This is a genomic window from Streptomyces macrolidinus, assembly GCF_023887685.1.
GTDB lineage: Bacteria > Actinomycetota > Actinomycetes > Streptomycetales > Streptomycetaceae > Streptomyces > Streptomyces macrolidinus.
Window position 1 is genome coordinate 70983 of the sequence record NZ_JAMWMR010000003.1, and the last position, 12705, is coordinate 83687.

11 protein-coding genes and 1 riboswitch are annotated in these 12705 nt (G+C 69.0%); of the genes, 5 read left to right on the forward strand and 6 right to left on the reverse strand.

Annotated features, from left to right (window positions below):
- Positions 1-60: 60 nt before the first annotated feature.
- A riboswitch (cobalamin riboswitch) is annotated at positions 61-201 on the reverse strand.
- A 78-nt stretch (positions 202-279) separates the two neighbouring features.
- The 4 genes from NGF19_RS04380 to NGF19_RS04395 form a co-directional block, all read right to left on the reverse strand.
- Complete coding sequence (locus tag NGF19_RS04380; RefSeq protein WP_252422301.1) at positions 280-786, reverse strand: GNAT family N-acetyltransferase; 507 nt, start codon at positions 784-786, stop codon at positions 280-282.
- Between the two features lie 129 nt (positions 787-915).
- Complete coding sequence (mctP, locus tag NGF19_RS04385; RefSeq protein WP_252422302.1) at positions 916-2514, reverse strand: monocarboxylate uptake permease MctP; 1599 nt, start codon at positions 2512-2514, stop codon at positions 916-918.
- Complete coding sequence (locus tag NGF19_RS04390; RefSeq protein WP_252422629.1) at positions 2511-2744, reverse strand: DUF3311 domain-containing protein; 234 nt, start codon at positions 2742-2744, stop codon at positions 2511-2513. The genes mctP and NGF19_RS04390 overlap by 4 nt, the downstream gene beginning before the upstream one ends.
- Positions 2745-2992: 248 nt before the next feature.
- Positions 2993-3757: a GntR family transcriptional regulator gene (locus tag NGF19_RS04395; RefSeq protein ID WP_252422303.1), complete on the reverse strand. Its 765-nt coding sequence runs from the start codon at positions 3755-3757 to the stop codon at positions 2993-2995.
- Between the two features lie 550 nt (positions 3758-4307).
- Between NGF19_RS04395 and NGF19_RS04400 the strand changes: the two genes are divergently transcribed.
- The 4 genes from NGF19_RS04400 (at position 4308) to NGF19_RS04415 (ending at position 9049) form a co-directional block, all read left to right on the forward strand.
- Positions 4308-5582, forward strand: a complete 1275-nt coding sequence (locus NGF19_RS04400; RefSeq protein WP_252422304.1) for an extracellular solute-binding protein — start codon at positions 4308-4310, stop codon at positions 5580-5582.
- A 133-nt stretch (positions 5583-5715) separates the two neighbouring features.
- Complete coding sequence (locus tag NGF19_RS04405) at positions 5716-6702, forward strand: carbohydrate ABC transporter permease (protein WP_252422305.1); 987 nt, start codon at positions 5716-5718, stop codon at positions 6700-6702.
- Positions 6699-7547, forward strand: coding sequence for a carbohydrate ABC transporter permease (locus NGF19_RS04410; protein ID WP_252422306.1), 849 nt, complete (start codon positions 6699-6701; stop codon positions 7545-7547). The genes NGF19_RS04405 and NGF19_RS04410 overlap by 4 nt, the downstream gene beginning before the upstream one ends.
- An 8-nt stretch (positions 7548-7555) precedes the next feature.
- Positions 7556-9049 carry a glycoside hydrolase family 3 protein gene (locus tag NGF19_RS04415; RefSeq protein ID WP_252422307.1) on the forward strand — a complete coding sequence of 498 codons (1494 nt, stop codon included), beginning with the start codon at positions 7556-7558 and terminating at the stop codon, positions 9047-9049.
- Positions 9050-9129: 80 nt separating this feature from the next.
- On the opposite strand, the gene nagB is transcribed toward NGF19_RS04415, so the two are convergent.
- A complete protein-coding gene (nagB, locus tag NGF19_RS04420; protein WP_252422308.1) occupies positions 9130-9915 on the reverse strand; it encodes a glucosamine-6-phosphate deaminase in 786 nt (261 codons plus the stop codon).
- Positions 9916-10536: 621 nt separating this feature from the next.
- Between nagB and NGF19_RS04425 the strand changes: the two genes are divergently transcribed.
- Positions 10537-12012, forward strand: coding sequence for a sensor histidine kinase (locus NGF19_RS04425; protein WP_252422309.1), 1476 nt, complete (start codon positions 10537-10539; stop codon positions 12010-12012).
- 178 nt (positions 12013-12190) lie between these two features.
- Here NGF19_RS04425 and NGF19_RS04430 read toward each other — a convergent pair whose 3' ends face one another.
- The gene (locus tag NGF19_RS04430; RefSeq protein ID WP_003992873.1) at positions 12191-12448 is read right to left on the reverse strand and encodes a WhiB family transcriptional regulator; all 258 of its coding nucleotides are present in this window, start codon (positions 12446-12448) and stop codon (positions 12191-12193) included.
- Positions 12449-12705: the final 257 nt, after the last annotated feature.

Consider the following 12705-nt stretch of genomic DNA (forward strand, 5'->3'; position numbering starts at 1 on the left):
GCGCGTCGCGTCCACCGGCCCATTCCACGAGGCCCGGACGTCAGGGCGCCCGGACCGGACGGTCGGGCGCCGCTGTCGGCAGGTCCTCGGACTGGACCTCGTACACCACCCCGTCCAGGGACGGAGGCGTACAAGTACACCGTTGCGGGACAGTTCCGGATTCGCACCGGATTCCCCTGCGGCGACAGCGAGCACGAGCATACATCTTGTGCCGGGGCGCCATGCCACCCCCACATGTTGTGTCATGGTGGGCCGAACTCCCCATGACCTCGGGGCATGTCAGAGCGTCAGCGCATAGGTGAGAAGGGTGATGTCGTCGAGCTCGGGGAGCGGGTTCCAGTCGCGGTCGGGGGTGCGGGTGAAGCCCAGGCGCGTGTAGATACGGTGGGCGGTGTGCATGGTGCGTTGGGTCGACAGGACGAGGCGCGCACAGCCCGGGACGGCCCGCGCGCGGTCGACACAGGCGCGTACGAGAGCCTCGCCGACGCCCCGGCCGCGCGCGTCATGGGCGACCGCGAGCATGCGTATCTCGGCCTCCCCGGGCTCGGCGATATCGGCCATGGGGCCGCCGGACGGGACGAAGGTCACGCCGCCGAGCACCCGGTCGCGCTCGACGGCCACCAGCACCTCGGCGGCGGCGGCCCGCGCGGCCACGTCCCGCAGCACCCCGAGATAGGGGTCACTCCCGCCGAAGTCGAGCAGCCCGTCCTGGAGATAGGCCTGGGCGGTGATCTCCCCGAGGAGGCCGTACTCGGCGGACTGTGCTTGCCGGATCAAGATGTCCATGGGGGCAAGTGTGCGGGAGGGGTACGACAACGGGCCGCCGGATTTCCGTCCGACGGCCCGCGATCGGGTCCTGCTCAGTGCGTACTCACTGCCTACTTACTGTGCACTCACCGCGTGCTCGGCCCGCGCTCAGTGCGCCGCCTCGGTCAACTCGACCTGGACGCCCGGGTCCCCGGCGTCCGCGGTGTAGTCCTCCGGCTTGGTCTCGTCGACCCCTTCCGGGGCCTTCAGCGCCCGCAGGACGACCGTCACGACCACCGTGACCAGAACGTTCAGCACGAAGGCCGTCAGGCCGATGTAGCCGATCTCGCCGATCCCCGGGATCTCCTTCGCCGAGCCGCCGAAGTGCTTCTGGGTCGGGGAGGCGACGCCGTACGCGGCGACCGTGCCGTACACCATGCCGACCGCCCAGCCCGCCAGCAGCGCCCAGCGGTGGAACCAGCGGGTGAACAGGCCGCCGACCAGCGCCGGGAAGGTCTGCAGGATCCAGATGCCGCCCAGCAACTGGAAGTTGATCGCCACGGTCTTGTCCATCGTCAGGACGAAGACCAGGGCGCCCACCTTCACCAGCAGGGACACGAGCTTGGAGACCTTCGTCTCCTGCGCGGCCGTGGCGTCCGGCTTGATGAAGTCCTTGTAGATGTTGCGGGTGAACAGGTTCGCCGCCGCGATCGACATGATCGCCGCCGGAACCAGCGCGCCGATGCCGATCGCCGCGAACGCCACGCCCGCGAACCAGTCCGGGAACATGTCCTCGAAGAGCTGCGGAATCGCCAACTGCCCGTTGTCCACCTTGATCCCGGCGGCGATCGCCATGAACCCGAGCAGCCCCAGCAGCCCCAGCATCAGCGAGTACAGCGGCAGGATCGTGGTGTTGCGACGGATCACATTGCGGCTGCGCGAGGACAGCGTCGCCGTGATCGAGTGCGGGTACATGAACAGCGCGAGCGCGGAGCCGAGCGCCAGCGTGGCGTACGTCCACTGACCGCCCGCGGCCGGGACCACACCGCCCGCGCCCTGCGTCGTGAACTTCTCGCCCGCCTTCGCGAAGATGTCGTCGAAGCCGCCCAGCTTGATCGGGATGTAGATGATCGCCACCGCGATCACGATGTAGATCAGCGTGTCCTTCACGAACGCGATCAGGGCGGGGGCCCGCAGCCCCGAGGAGTAGGTGTACGCGGCGAGCACACCGAAGGCGAGCAGCAGCGGGAGGTCCTTCACGAACCAGTTCGCGTTCTCGCCGCCGCCCACGCCCATCACGTCCAGCACGGCCTGGATACCGACCAGTTGGAGGGCGATGTAGGGCATCGTCGCCAGGATGCCGGTGATCGCCACCGCCAGTGACAGGCCCTTCGAGCCGAACCGGCCGCGGACGAAGTCCGAGGTCGTCACATAGCCGTGCCGGTGCGAGACCGACCACAGCCGGGGCAGGAAGGTGAAGATCAGCGGATAGACCAGGATGGTGTACGGGACCGCGAAGAAGCCCGCGGCACCGGCCGCGTAGATCGCCGCCGGGACGGCCACGAACGTGTACGCCGTGTAGAGGTCGCCGCCGAGCAGGAACCACGTGACCCAGGTGCCGAACGACCGTCCGCCCAGGCCCCATTCGTCCAGGCTGTGCTCGTTCTCGGCCTTGCGCCAGCGCGCCGCGAGGAAGCCCATGACCGTGACGGCCAGGAAGAAGAAGATGAAGACGCCGAGAGCGACGCCGTTCACGCCGTCCTTCACTGCGACACACCCCCCTTCCGGGAGGCGCGGGCGCGCTGGTCACGCTGCCAGAGCTGGTACGCGAGCACCGTCAGGGCGGTGGAGATCAGTACCCACGCCATCTGGTACCAGTAGAAGAAGGGGATGCCGATCAACGTGGGGTCCGTCTTGGCGTAGGAGCCCACCCACAACATCGCCACGAAGGGCGCTACGAGACAGAGTGCGATGACGACGCGCAGGGGCGTCACCATCGCCTCTCTGCTCCCATCCGACTGATCCGACATGCGGGGGCTCCACTTCCTACTGATCACCTGTGTGATGGGCAGGAAATGTAGGTGACGGGGTGGCGGAGGGGAAGACCTTGTCCGCAGTTCGGTCCCGCGTATACCGGTTCGGCAACGGTCGGCCGCCCGTGGTTGTCAGTCCGTGTGTCGGTCCTGGTGTCAGTACCTGTCCCTGTGTGTCGGTCCTTGTCTGCCGGCCTGCCAGTCCCTGTGTGTCAGTCCTGGGGTCGCTTGAGCCGTGCGACGAACTTGTAGCGGTCCCCGCGGTACACGGAGCGCACCCACTCCACCGGCTTGCCCTCCTGGTCCAGCGAGTGCCGGGAGAGCATCAGCATCGGCAGGCCCACGTCCGTGCCGAGCAGGCCCGCCTCGCGCGGGGTGGCCAGCGAGGTCTCGATGGTCTCCTCGGCCTCCGCGAGCCGGACGCCGTAGACCTCCGCGAGCGCCGTGTACAGGGAGGTGTACTTGACCAGCGAGCGGCGCAGCGCCGGGAAGCGCTTGGCGGACAGATGCGTGGTCTCTATGGCCATCGGCTCGCCACTCGCCAGCCGCAGCCGCTCGATCCGCAGCACCCGGCCGCCGGCCGAGATGTCGAGGAGCCCGGCGAGGCTGTCGTCGGCGGTGACATAGCCGATGTCCAGCAGTTGCGAGGTCGGTTCGAGGCCCTGGGCGCGCATGTCCTCGGTGTAGGAGGTCAGTTGGAGCGCCTGCGAGACCTTCGGCTTGGCGACGAACGTGCCCTTGCCCTGGATGCGCTCCAGGCGTCCCTCCACCACCAGTTCCTGGAGGGCCTGGCGCACGGTCGTGCGCGAGGTGTCGAACTCGGCGGCCAGAGTGCGCTCGGGAGGTACCGGGGTGCCGGGCGGCAGCGTCTCCGTCATGTCGAGCAGATGCTTCTTCAGGCGGTAGTACTTGGGTACGCGCGCGGTGCGGACGGTCGGCCCGCCCCCGCTCTCCGCACCGCTGACGTCGGTGGTCATGCTCTGCCTTCCCGGCTCCGTACGCCGAAGCGGCCGACCGGCCGTCGGCCACGGCTCCATCGTGGCACGGCTTCATGGGGGAGCGATCCGCCGAGGATCCGCTCGCATGGTCCGCGCTCCCGGCCACGCGGCCGGGGATTCCCTCTGTATACCGTCGGCGCTCTTGCTGGTCTAGTCCACAGCGCCCGAAGGGGGCCGGTCGGACCGTGACCGGTGGGCCGCTCGGGCAGCAGCCGGTGGACCTGTTGAACATCGGCGGGTGTGCCTGCCGAGCAGTGGTCGGCGAGCCCGCCGGTTTCGCTGGATTCGTCCTCGAAGGTCATCGCATATCAGGATTCCTGCTTAAAGGTCCTTGCATATGTAGGTCCCATAACGGACCTCAGGAGCACCCTGAACGCCCTTGACACGCCTATTGGTCTGGGCCAAGCTCCCCGTACTGGTCTACACCATTGGTCCAGTCCCGGCCCCATGGGCGGTGTGCGCTGACACTTCGACCGTCGCTCAACCGCGGGGAGGCAGGGGGGTTTGTGGCATCCCTGAGGAGGGTGGCGTGAAGCGCAAGCTGGTAGCCGCGATCGGTATCGCGGGCATGATGGTCTCCATCGCGGCATGCGGGGACAGCGACGGCAAGTCCGGGGGCTCGGACGCCAAGGAACTCACCGTCTGGCTGACGGTCGACGCCCAGAACAACTGGCCCGCGCTGGTCAAGGCCGCCGACGACGCGGTGATCAAGAAGCACCCCGGCCTCAAGATCAAGCACGAGTACTACGGCTGGCCGGACAAGAACACCAAGCTCGACGCGGTCCTCGCCACCGACAAGGCGCCCGACGTGGTCGAGATGGGCAACAGCGAGATGCTCGGCTACATGGTCAAGGGCGCCTTCGCCCCCGTCGACACGGCGAAGTTCGACAACTCCGCCCAGTGGCTGGACGGCCTCAAGACCTCGGTGACCTACGAGGGCAAGACCTACGGTGTGCCGTACTACGCCGGTGGCCGCGTCGCCACCTGGCGCAAGGACGTGGCCGAGGCGGCCGGCGTCAAGGCGACCCCGAAGACGTACAAGGAACTGACCGCCGCCCTGGACAAGATCCAGAAGAAGGAAGGCGACAAGTTCAACGCCTGGTACCAGCCGACGCGCGACTGGTACGCCGCCATGTCCTTCGTGTACGACGCGGGCGGCTCCATAGCCAAGGAGGAGGGCGGCCAGTGGAAGGCCAACCTCTCCTCGGCCGAGTCCCTCAAGGGTCTCACCGCGTACAAGAAGGTCGTCGACGACTACATGCACGGTGACAAGACCAAGGACGAGTCCGACCGCTACATCGTCTACGGTCAGGGCAAGTCCGGCATGATCTTCGGTGCCGCCTGGGAAGGCGCGACCTCGGCCGACCCGAAGAACGACAAGACGGGCAAGCTCAAGGACAACCTCGAGAGCTTCGTGATGCCCGGCCCGTCCGGCAAGAACATCCCCGTGTTCCTGGGCGGTTCGGACCTCGCGATCCCGGTGAAGTCCACGAAGCAGGACCTGGCCGCCGAGTGGATCAACGCCCTCACCGGCCCCCAGGGCCAGAAGGGCCTGATGGCCAAGGGCAACCTGCCCAACAACAAGACCGACCTCGCCACGCTGAAGAAGGACCCGGCGACGGAGGTCCCGGCCACCGCGGCCGAGTCCAACTGGTTCGTCCCGATGGCCCCGGGCTGGGGCCAGGTCGAGAAGGCGCAGATCCTCCAGACCATGCTGCAGGAGATCGGCACCGGCAAGAAGTCGGTCGAGGCCGCCGCGAAGGACGCGGACACCGCGATCGACAAGGTCATCAACACCAAGTGACCCGCGCGGGGCTCCGTCCGGCATCTCCCGGTCGGGGCCCCGCCTCCCGCACGACCGCGCCGGGCGGCCCCGCCCGAGGCGGTCGTGCGGGGCTCTGCCGTCGTACGACCTGAGGGACGCTGAGGAGCGCACCATGAGTGCCGCAGACACCACCACCCCTGCCAAGGTGCCGCCGCCGCGGCCCGCGCCGCCACCGGACGTCCCCGAACAGCCGCGCCAGAAGCGGCCATCGGCGATCGCCGCGGCCCCCTGGGCGCTGCTCGCGCCCTGTCTGCTGATCCTCGTCCTGGTGATGGGCTATCCGCTGGTCCGGCTGGTCACCCTGTCCTTCCAGACGTTCGGCCAGTCCCAACTCTGGGGCTTCAAGCCCGCCGAGTCGGCCGGCTTCGCCAACTTCACCAAGGTGCTGGGCGACAGCGGGTTCTGGGCGGTCGTCCTGCGCACGATCGTCTTCGCCGCCGGTTCGGTGATCTTCACGATGGTCGTCGGCATGCTGATCGCGCTGCTGCTGCAGCGGGTCTCCGGCTGGGTGAAGACCCTCGTCAACATCGCCCTCGTGGCCAGTTGGGGCATGCCGATCATCGTCGCGACCACGGTCTTCAAGTGGCTCTTCGACTCGGACTACGGCGTCTTCAACGCGCTCCTCAGCAAGCTGCCCGGCGTCGACATGATCGGCCACAACTGGTTCGCGAGCGGACCCGAGGGCCTGTTGGTGATCATGCTCCTGGTGGTCTGGGGCGCCGTCCCGTTCGTGGTCATCACCCTCGGGGCGGGCCTCACCCAGGTGCCCAAGGAACTGGAGGAGGCGGCCCGGCTCGACGGCGCGGGCGCCTGGGGCGTCTTCCGCCATGTGACCCTGCCGATCCTCAAGCCGATCATCGTGATGCTCACGACGCTCTCGGTCATCTGGGACATGGGCGTCTTCCCCCAGGTCTTCGTGATGCGCAACGGCCATCCCGAGTCCGAGTTCCAACTGCTGACGACCTATTCGTACGACCAGGCGTTCATGCGCAACGACTACGGCCAGGGCTCCGCGATCGCCTTGATCACCGTGGTGCTGCTGCTCGGCGTCGTCGCCGTCTACATGCGCCAGATGCTCAAGATCGGAGAGGTGGAATGAGCGCGATCGCCGCGTCCGGGCGCCGAGGGGGGAAGTCCAGGCTCGGCTGGAACCTCCTCGGACTGCTCGTCTTCGTCACCGCGGGCTTCCCCGTCTACTGGATGCTCAACACGGCCTTCAAACCGGCGAAGGACGCCATCGACCCGGACCCGAGCCTGCTGCCGACCGGCCTCACGCTCACCAACTTCCGCCGGGCGCTGGACATCGCCGACTTCTGGGGGCCGGTGGGCCGCAGCCTCGTCGTGTCGCTGACGGTGGTCGTCATCGGCATCTTCGTCGGCCTGCTGGCGGCGCTCGCCATCTCCCGCTTCGCCTTCCGCGGCCGGAAGGTCGTGATCGTGGGCATCCTCGCGGTCCAGATGGTCCCCCTCGTCGCCATGATCATCCCGGTCTTCCTGCTCCTCAACGACCTCGGTCAGTACGACAAGCTCTCCGGCCTGATCGTCACGTATCTGACCTTCATCCTCCCGTTCACGGTGTGGACGCTGCGCGGCTTCATCGTCAACATCCCGCGCGAGCTGGAGGAGGCGGCCATGGTCGACGGCTGCTCCCGCACCGGCGCCTTCCTCCGCGTGGTCTTCCCGCTGCTCGCCCCCGGCCTGGTCGCCACCTCGGTCTACGGCTTCATCCAGGCCTGGAACGAGTATCTGTACGCCCTGATGCTGATGAGCCAGCAGAACCAGACCGCGACCGTCTGGCTCGGCAATTTCACCACCAAGCACGGCACCGAGTACGCCCCGATGATGGCCGGCTCCACGATGATGGCGGTGCCGATCGTCGTGCTCTTCCTCCTCGTCCAGCGCAAGATGGCCGCGGGCCTCACCGCGGGCGCCGTGAAGGGATAACGCCACCGATGACGACCTACGCCCGCGGTACCGACACCCTCACCCGTGACGCCCTGACCGTCCTCCAGCCCGGCTTCACCGGCACCACGGCCCCCGACTGGCTGCTGCGCCGGCTCGGCGAAGGCCTCGCGTCCGTGGGCCTGTTCGGCCGCAACATCACCTCGCCCGACCAACTGTCCTCCCTGACCGCCCAGTTGCGCGCCGAGCGCGACGACGTCCTCGTCGCCATCGACGAGGAGGGAGGCGACGTCACCCGCCTCGAAGTGGGCACGGGATCCTCCTTCCCGGGCAACCACGCGCTCGGCGCGGTGGACGACGTGGAGCTGACCCGCCAGGTGGCGCACGAACTCGGCCGCCGCCTCGCCGCCTGCGGCGTGAACCTCAACTGGGCGCCGTCCGCCGACGTGAACTCCAACCCCGCGAACCCGGTGATCGGCGTACGGTCCTTCGGCGCCGACACCCATCTGGTGGCCCGGCACACCGCCGCGTACGTCACGGGCCTCCAGTCCGCCGGAGTCGCCGCCTGCACCAAGCACTTCCCCGGACACGGCGACACGGCCGTGGACTCGCACCACGCGCTGCCCCGTATCGACGCGGAGCCCGCCGTGCTCCAGGAACGCGAACTCGCCCCGTTCCGCGCCGCGATCGCCGCGGGCACCCGCGCGGTGATGAGCGCGCACATCCTGGTCCCGGCCCTCGACCCGAACCGCCCCGCGACCCTGTCCCCGCGCATCCTGACCGAGCTGCTGCGCGGCGACCTCGGCTACGACGGCCTGATCGTCACCGACGGCATGGAGATGCGGGCGATCGCCGGGACCTACGGCATCGAACGCGGCAGCGTCCTCGCCATCGCGGCCGGCGCCGACGCGATCTGCGTGGGTGGCGGCCTCGCGGACGACGCGACGGTACGCGGCCTGCGGGACGCGCTCGTCACGGCCGTACGCTCGGGCGAACTGCCCGAGGAGCGGCTCGTCGAGGCGGCGGAACGCGTACGTGCACTGGCCCGCTGGACGGCGTCCGCGGCGCGGAGCGCCGCCGCCGGGCGGGAGACGACCGGCAGCGACGTCGGCCTGCTGGCGGCCCGGCGCGCCCTCACGGTCACCGGGGCGCAGGACTTCGCCCCGCTCATCGTGCCGCCCTACGTTGCCGCGTTCACCCCCGTCGCGAACATCGCCGTGGGCGACGAGACCCCCTGGGGCGTGGCTGCGGAACTGCTGCGGCTGCTGCCCGGCACGGAGACGGGCACCTTCGCGGGCGACGAGGCGGGGAAGGCGGCTTTGGCGGTCGCCGGAGAGCGGCGGATCGTGGCCGTGGTCCGCGACGAACACCGCCACCCGTGGATGACCCGGGCCCTCGACACGCTCCTCGCGCGGCGCCCCGACACGATCGTGGTCGAGATGGGCGTCCCCCAGGCCGCTCCCCGCGGCGCCCTGCACATCGCCACCTACGGCGCGGCCCGTGTCTGCGGCCGGGCGGCGGCGGAGGTCATCGCGGGCGCGTAGCCCGGCGGCGGAAGGGGCGGTCATCCCAGGGAGTCCTTGGACTCCCTGCCCTGACCGCCCCTTCTCCCTGCCTGGGGGCGCTACAGGCCCTGCCAGTCCGGCTTGTCGGCGTACGTGTGCCGGAAGTAGGCGGCGAGCTTCAGCTTGGACGCGGCGGCCTCGTCGACGACGACCGTCGCATGCGGATGGAGCTGGAGCGCGGAGGCCGGGCAGACCGCGGCGACCGGGCCCTCGACGGTCGCGGCGACCGCGTCCGCCTTGCCCTCACCGGTCGCGAGGAGCACGAGATGCCGCGCCTCCAGGATGGTCCCTATGCCCTGGGTGATCACATGGTGCGGCACCTGATCGATGTCGCCGTCGAAGAAGCGCGCGTTGTCGATACGGGTCTGCTCGGTCAGCGTCTTGATGCGTGTGCGCGAGGCGAGCGAGGAGCACGGCTCGTTGAACCCGATGTGCCCGTCGGTTCCGATCCCGAGCAACTGGAGGTCCACGCCACCGGCCGCGGCCAGCGCGCTGTCGTACGCCGCGCACGCGCCCGGGATGTCCTCGGCGGTGCCGTCGGGCCCCATGAACGCGTCCATGCCGATCCCGAGCGGCTCCAGGACCTCTCGCCGCAGGACGGAGCGGTACGACTCCGGATGCTCGGCCGGCAGCCCCACGTACTCGTCGAGCTGGGCGATCCGCGCCCGCGAGACGTCCACGGCACCGGAGCGCACCTTGGCCGTCAGCGCCTCGTACACGGGCAGCGGGGTGGAGCCGGTGGCCACACCGAGCAGGGCGTCGGGCTTGCGGCCGAGCAGCCGCGCCATGGCCTCGGCGATCAGTTCGCCGCCCGCCCGGGGGTCCGGGACGATGACAACTTCCACAGGGGGCCTGCCGATCTGAAGAGGGACTCAACTGGGACCCGGAGGGACTGTGTGGACTATGCGGTTGAGATGCTGTTGGGATCTATGTGGTTTAGACCAATCTAACAGAAGTGCCGTCTTCGGCGGGAGGGTTGAGATGGGGGCCGACGCGTGAGGTGACGCGTCATGTCGCCCGCGGATGCGTGGGCGGGCGGCCGGGTGGGTAGCTGGTGGGGTGGCTGGTAAAGAGACCACAACAAACCGTTGCCGACGCATGGACACGCGCCGGGGGACACAGGAACATGGTCTATGACGCATGGTCTACACCACAAAACGTAAGTAAAGTAAGTAAAGCGCGCGCATGGTGCCGTGGTTGAGGTGCGTGCGAGGTGCGTGGCACACATGAACCTCCGTCTTCCCCGCACAGGAAGACGGACCGAGGAACCGGCGCTCTCTGCCCTGACCGCTCCGGCTCCTCGACCTTCGGCCGACCGGGACCGCACACCCACGGCCGTTGCTGCTCCGGGCTGCGGTGCCGGGAGGGTTGAGGGTCCCTCCCAGGCGCCGCGGCCCGCGGGTGTCCCGGGAGGCGCCCCGAGCTGATTTCGAGCGATGTCCCAGGCCCCAGGTACGCTCGCAACTGTGCCCTCCATGAACGAGCTGGTCCGCCAGCACACCACCCTGAGCGACTCCGACCTGGAGTGGCTGCATCTGCTGGTGTCGGAGTGGCAGCTTCTCGCCGACCTCTCCTTCGCCGACCTGGTGCTGTGGGTGCCCACGCGTGACGGCACGCGCTATGTCTCGGTGGCCCAGATGCGCCCCAACACCGGCCCCACCTCGTACCAGAACGACATGGTCGGCCATCTCGTCCCGCGCGGCCGTCGCCCCATGCTGGACGCCGCCCTGGACGAGGGCCGGATCGTGCGCGAGGGCGACCCCGAGTGGCGCGAGGAGGTCCCGGTCCGGGTCGAGTCCATTCCCGTCCGGCGGGAGGGGCACATCCTCGGCGTCATCGCGCGCAACACCAACCTGCTGACCGTACGGACCCCGAGCCGCCTGGAGCTGACCTACCTCCAGAGCGCCTCCGACCTCGCCCAGATGATCGCCGCCGGGGCCTTCCCGCTCCCCGGCCAGCAGGTCGACATGGACGCCTCGCCGCGCGTCGGCGACGGACTGATCCGGCTGGACGCGGACGGCATCGTCCAGTACGCCTCGCCCAACGCCCTCTCCGCCTACCACCGGCTGGGCCTGGCCGCCGATCTCGTCGGACACCACCTCGGCCGGACCACCGCCGAACTCGCCCCGTCCCGGGGTCCGGTGGACGAGGCGCTCGCCAAGGTGGCCAGTGGCTGGGCACCGCGGGAGTTCGAGATCGAGGCCCATGACGGGGTGATCCAGTTCCGGACGATCCCCCTCAAGCCCAAGGGCACCCGGATCGGTTCGCTGGTCCTGTGCCGGGATGTCACGGAACTGCGCAGGCGCGAGCGCGAGTTGATAACGAAGGACGCGACCATCCGGGAGATCCACCACCGGGTGAAGAACAACCTCCAGACGGTCGCCGCCCTGCTGCGGCTGCAGGCCCGGAGGATCGGTTCCGCGCAGGGACGGGAGGCGCTCGAGGAGGCCGTACGGCGCGTGGGCTCGATCGCGATCGTGCATGAGACGCTGTCTCAGAACCTGGACGAGCGCGTGGAGTTCGACGAGATCGCCGACCGGGTGCTGGCGATGGTCACCGAGATCTCGCCCGGCAAGGTCACCGGCCGGCGCACCGGACGCTTCGGCATCCTGGACGCCGAGGTCGCCACCCCGCTCTCCATGGTGCTGACCGAGGTGCTGCAGAACGCCCTCGAGCACGGCTTCCAGCAGGACCGGACCGGCACGGTCGAGGTCTCGGCGGTGCGGGGCGGGACCACGAAGGAGGGCCGCCTGCTGGTCACCGTCAAGGACGACGGGATCGGCCTGCCCGAGGGCTTCGACGCGCACCGGGCGGGCAACCTCGGCCTGCAGATCGTACGGACCCTGGTGGAGGGCGAGTTGGGCGGCGACTTCGACATGGTCTCCGGCCCCGAGGGCGGGACGCGGGTCATCCTGGACATCCCGGTGCGGACGCACAAGTGAGCGGGCCGACCACAGCAATGAGCCCCGGACCACGAAGGGTCCGGGGCTGAAAGCTGATGTCCGGCTGATGCCGGCTACTGCGCGCTGCGGCTCGGGGGGCGGGAGACGCTCTCGCTGTCTACGACGTCGTGCCGTGAGGCACGGATGCCGCCAGGCTCAGGCTCGCGGGGTGGGTGTGTCAGGCGGAGGCCTGACGGGCCCGGTTGCGAGCGGCGCGGCGCTTCATGGCGCGGCGCTCGTCCTCGCTGAGACCACCCCAGACGCCGGAGTCCTGACCGGACTCGAGCGCCCACTGCAGGCACTGCTCGATCACCGGGCAGCGGCGGCAGACGGCCTTGGCTTCCTCGATCTGCAGCAGCGCGGGACCGGTGTTGCCGATGGGGAAGAAGAGCTCGGGGTCTTCCTCGCGGCAAACGGCGTTGTGACGCCAGTCCATGGCTGCTACCTCTCCTTGGTATTACGTGCAGGGATGCTTGTGAATGTGAACGCTTTCACGAATCCCTCGACAAGTGAAGGGCCGAGCGTCAGACGTGCTGACGTGGTCCTTTGGATTGAGGAGGGGTTCGGGCTCTCTGTGGGGGTCGATGGTGCGAGCCGTCCCGAGCGCCACGTAGAGACTCGCAAACCTCAGCGGCGGATACAACCCCTTCCGGAAAGTTTTTTTTGATTCCTTGGTGTCGACTAGGTCACAGC

Excerpts from the sequence above, each read along its gene's own strand:
- NGF19_RS04380 (WP_252422301.1), bottom strand. The coding sequence starts at position 786 with ATGGACATCTTGATCCGGCAAGCACAGTCCGCCGAGTACGGCCTCCTC.
- NGF19_RS04390 (WP_252422629.1), bottom strand. The coding sequence starts at position 2,744 with ATGGTGACGCCCCTGCGCGTCGTCATCGCACTCTGTCTCGTAGCGCCC.
- NGF19_RS04395 (WP_252422303.1), bottom strand. The coding sequence starts at position 3,757 with ATGACCACCGACGTCAGCGGTGCGGAGAGCGGGGGCGGGCCGACCGTC.
- NGF19_RS04405 (WP_252422305.1), top strand. The coding sequence starts at position 5,716 with ATGAGTGCCGCAGACACCACCACCCCTGCCAAGGTGCCGCCGCCGCGG.
- NGF19_RS04410 (WP_252422306.1), top strand. The coding sequence starts at position 6,699 with ATGAGCGCGATCGCCGCGTCCGGGCGCCGAGGGGGGAAGTCCAGGCTC.
- NGF19_RS04415 (WP_252422307.1), top strand. The coding sequence starts at position 7,556 with ATGACGACCTACGCCCGCGGTACCGACACCCTCACCCGTGACGCCCTG.
- NGF19_RS04430 (WP_003992873.1), bottom strand. The coding sequence starts at position 12,448 with ATGGACTGGCGTCACAACGCCGTTTGCCGCGAGGAAGACCCCGAGCTC.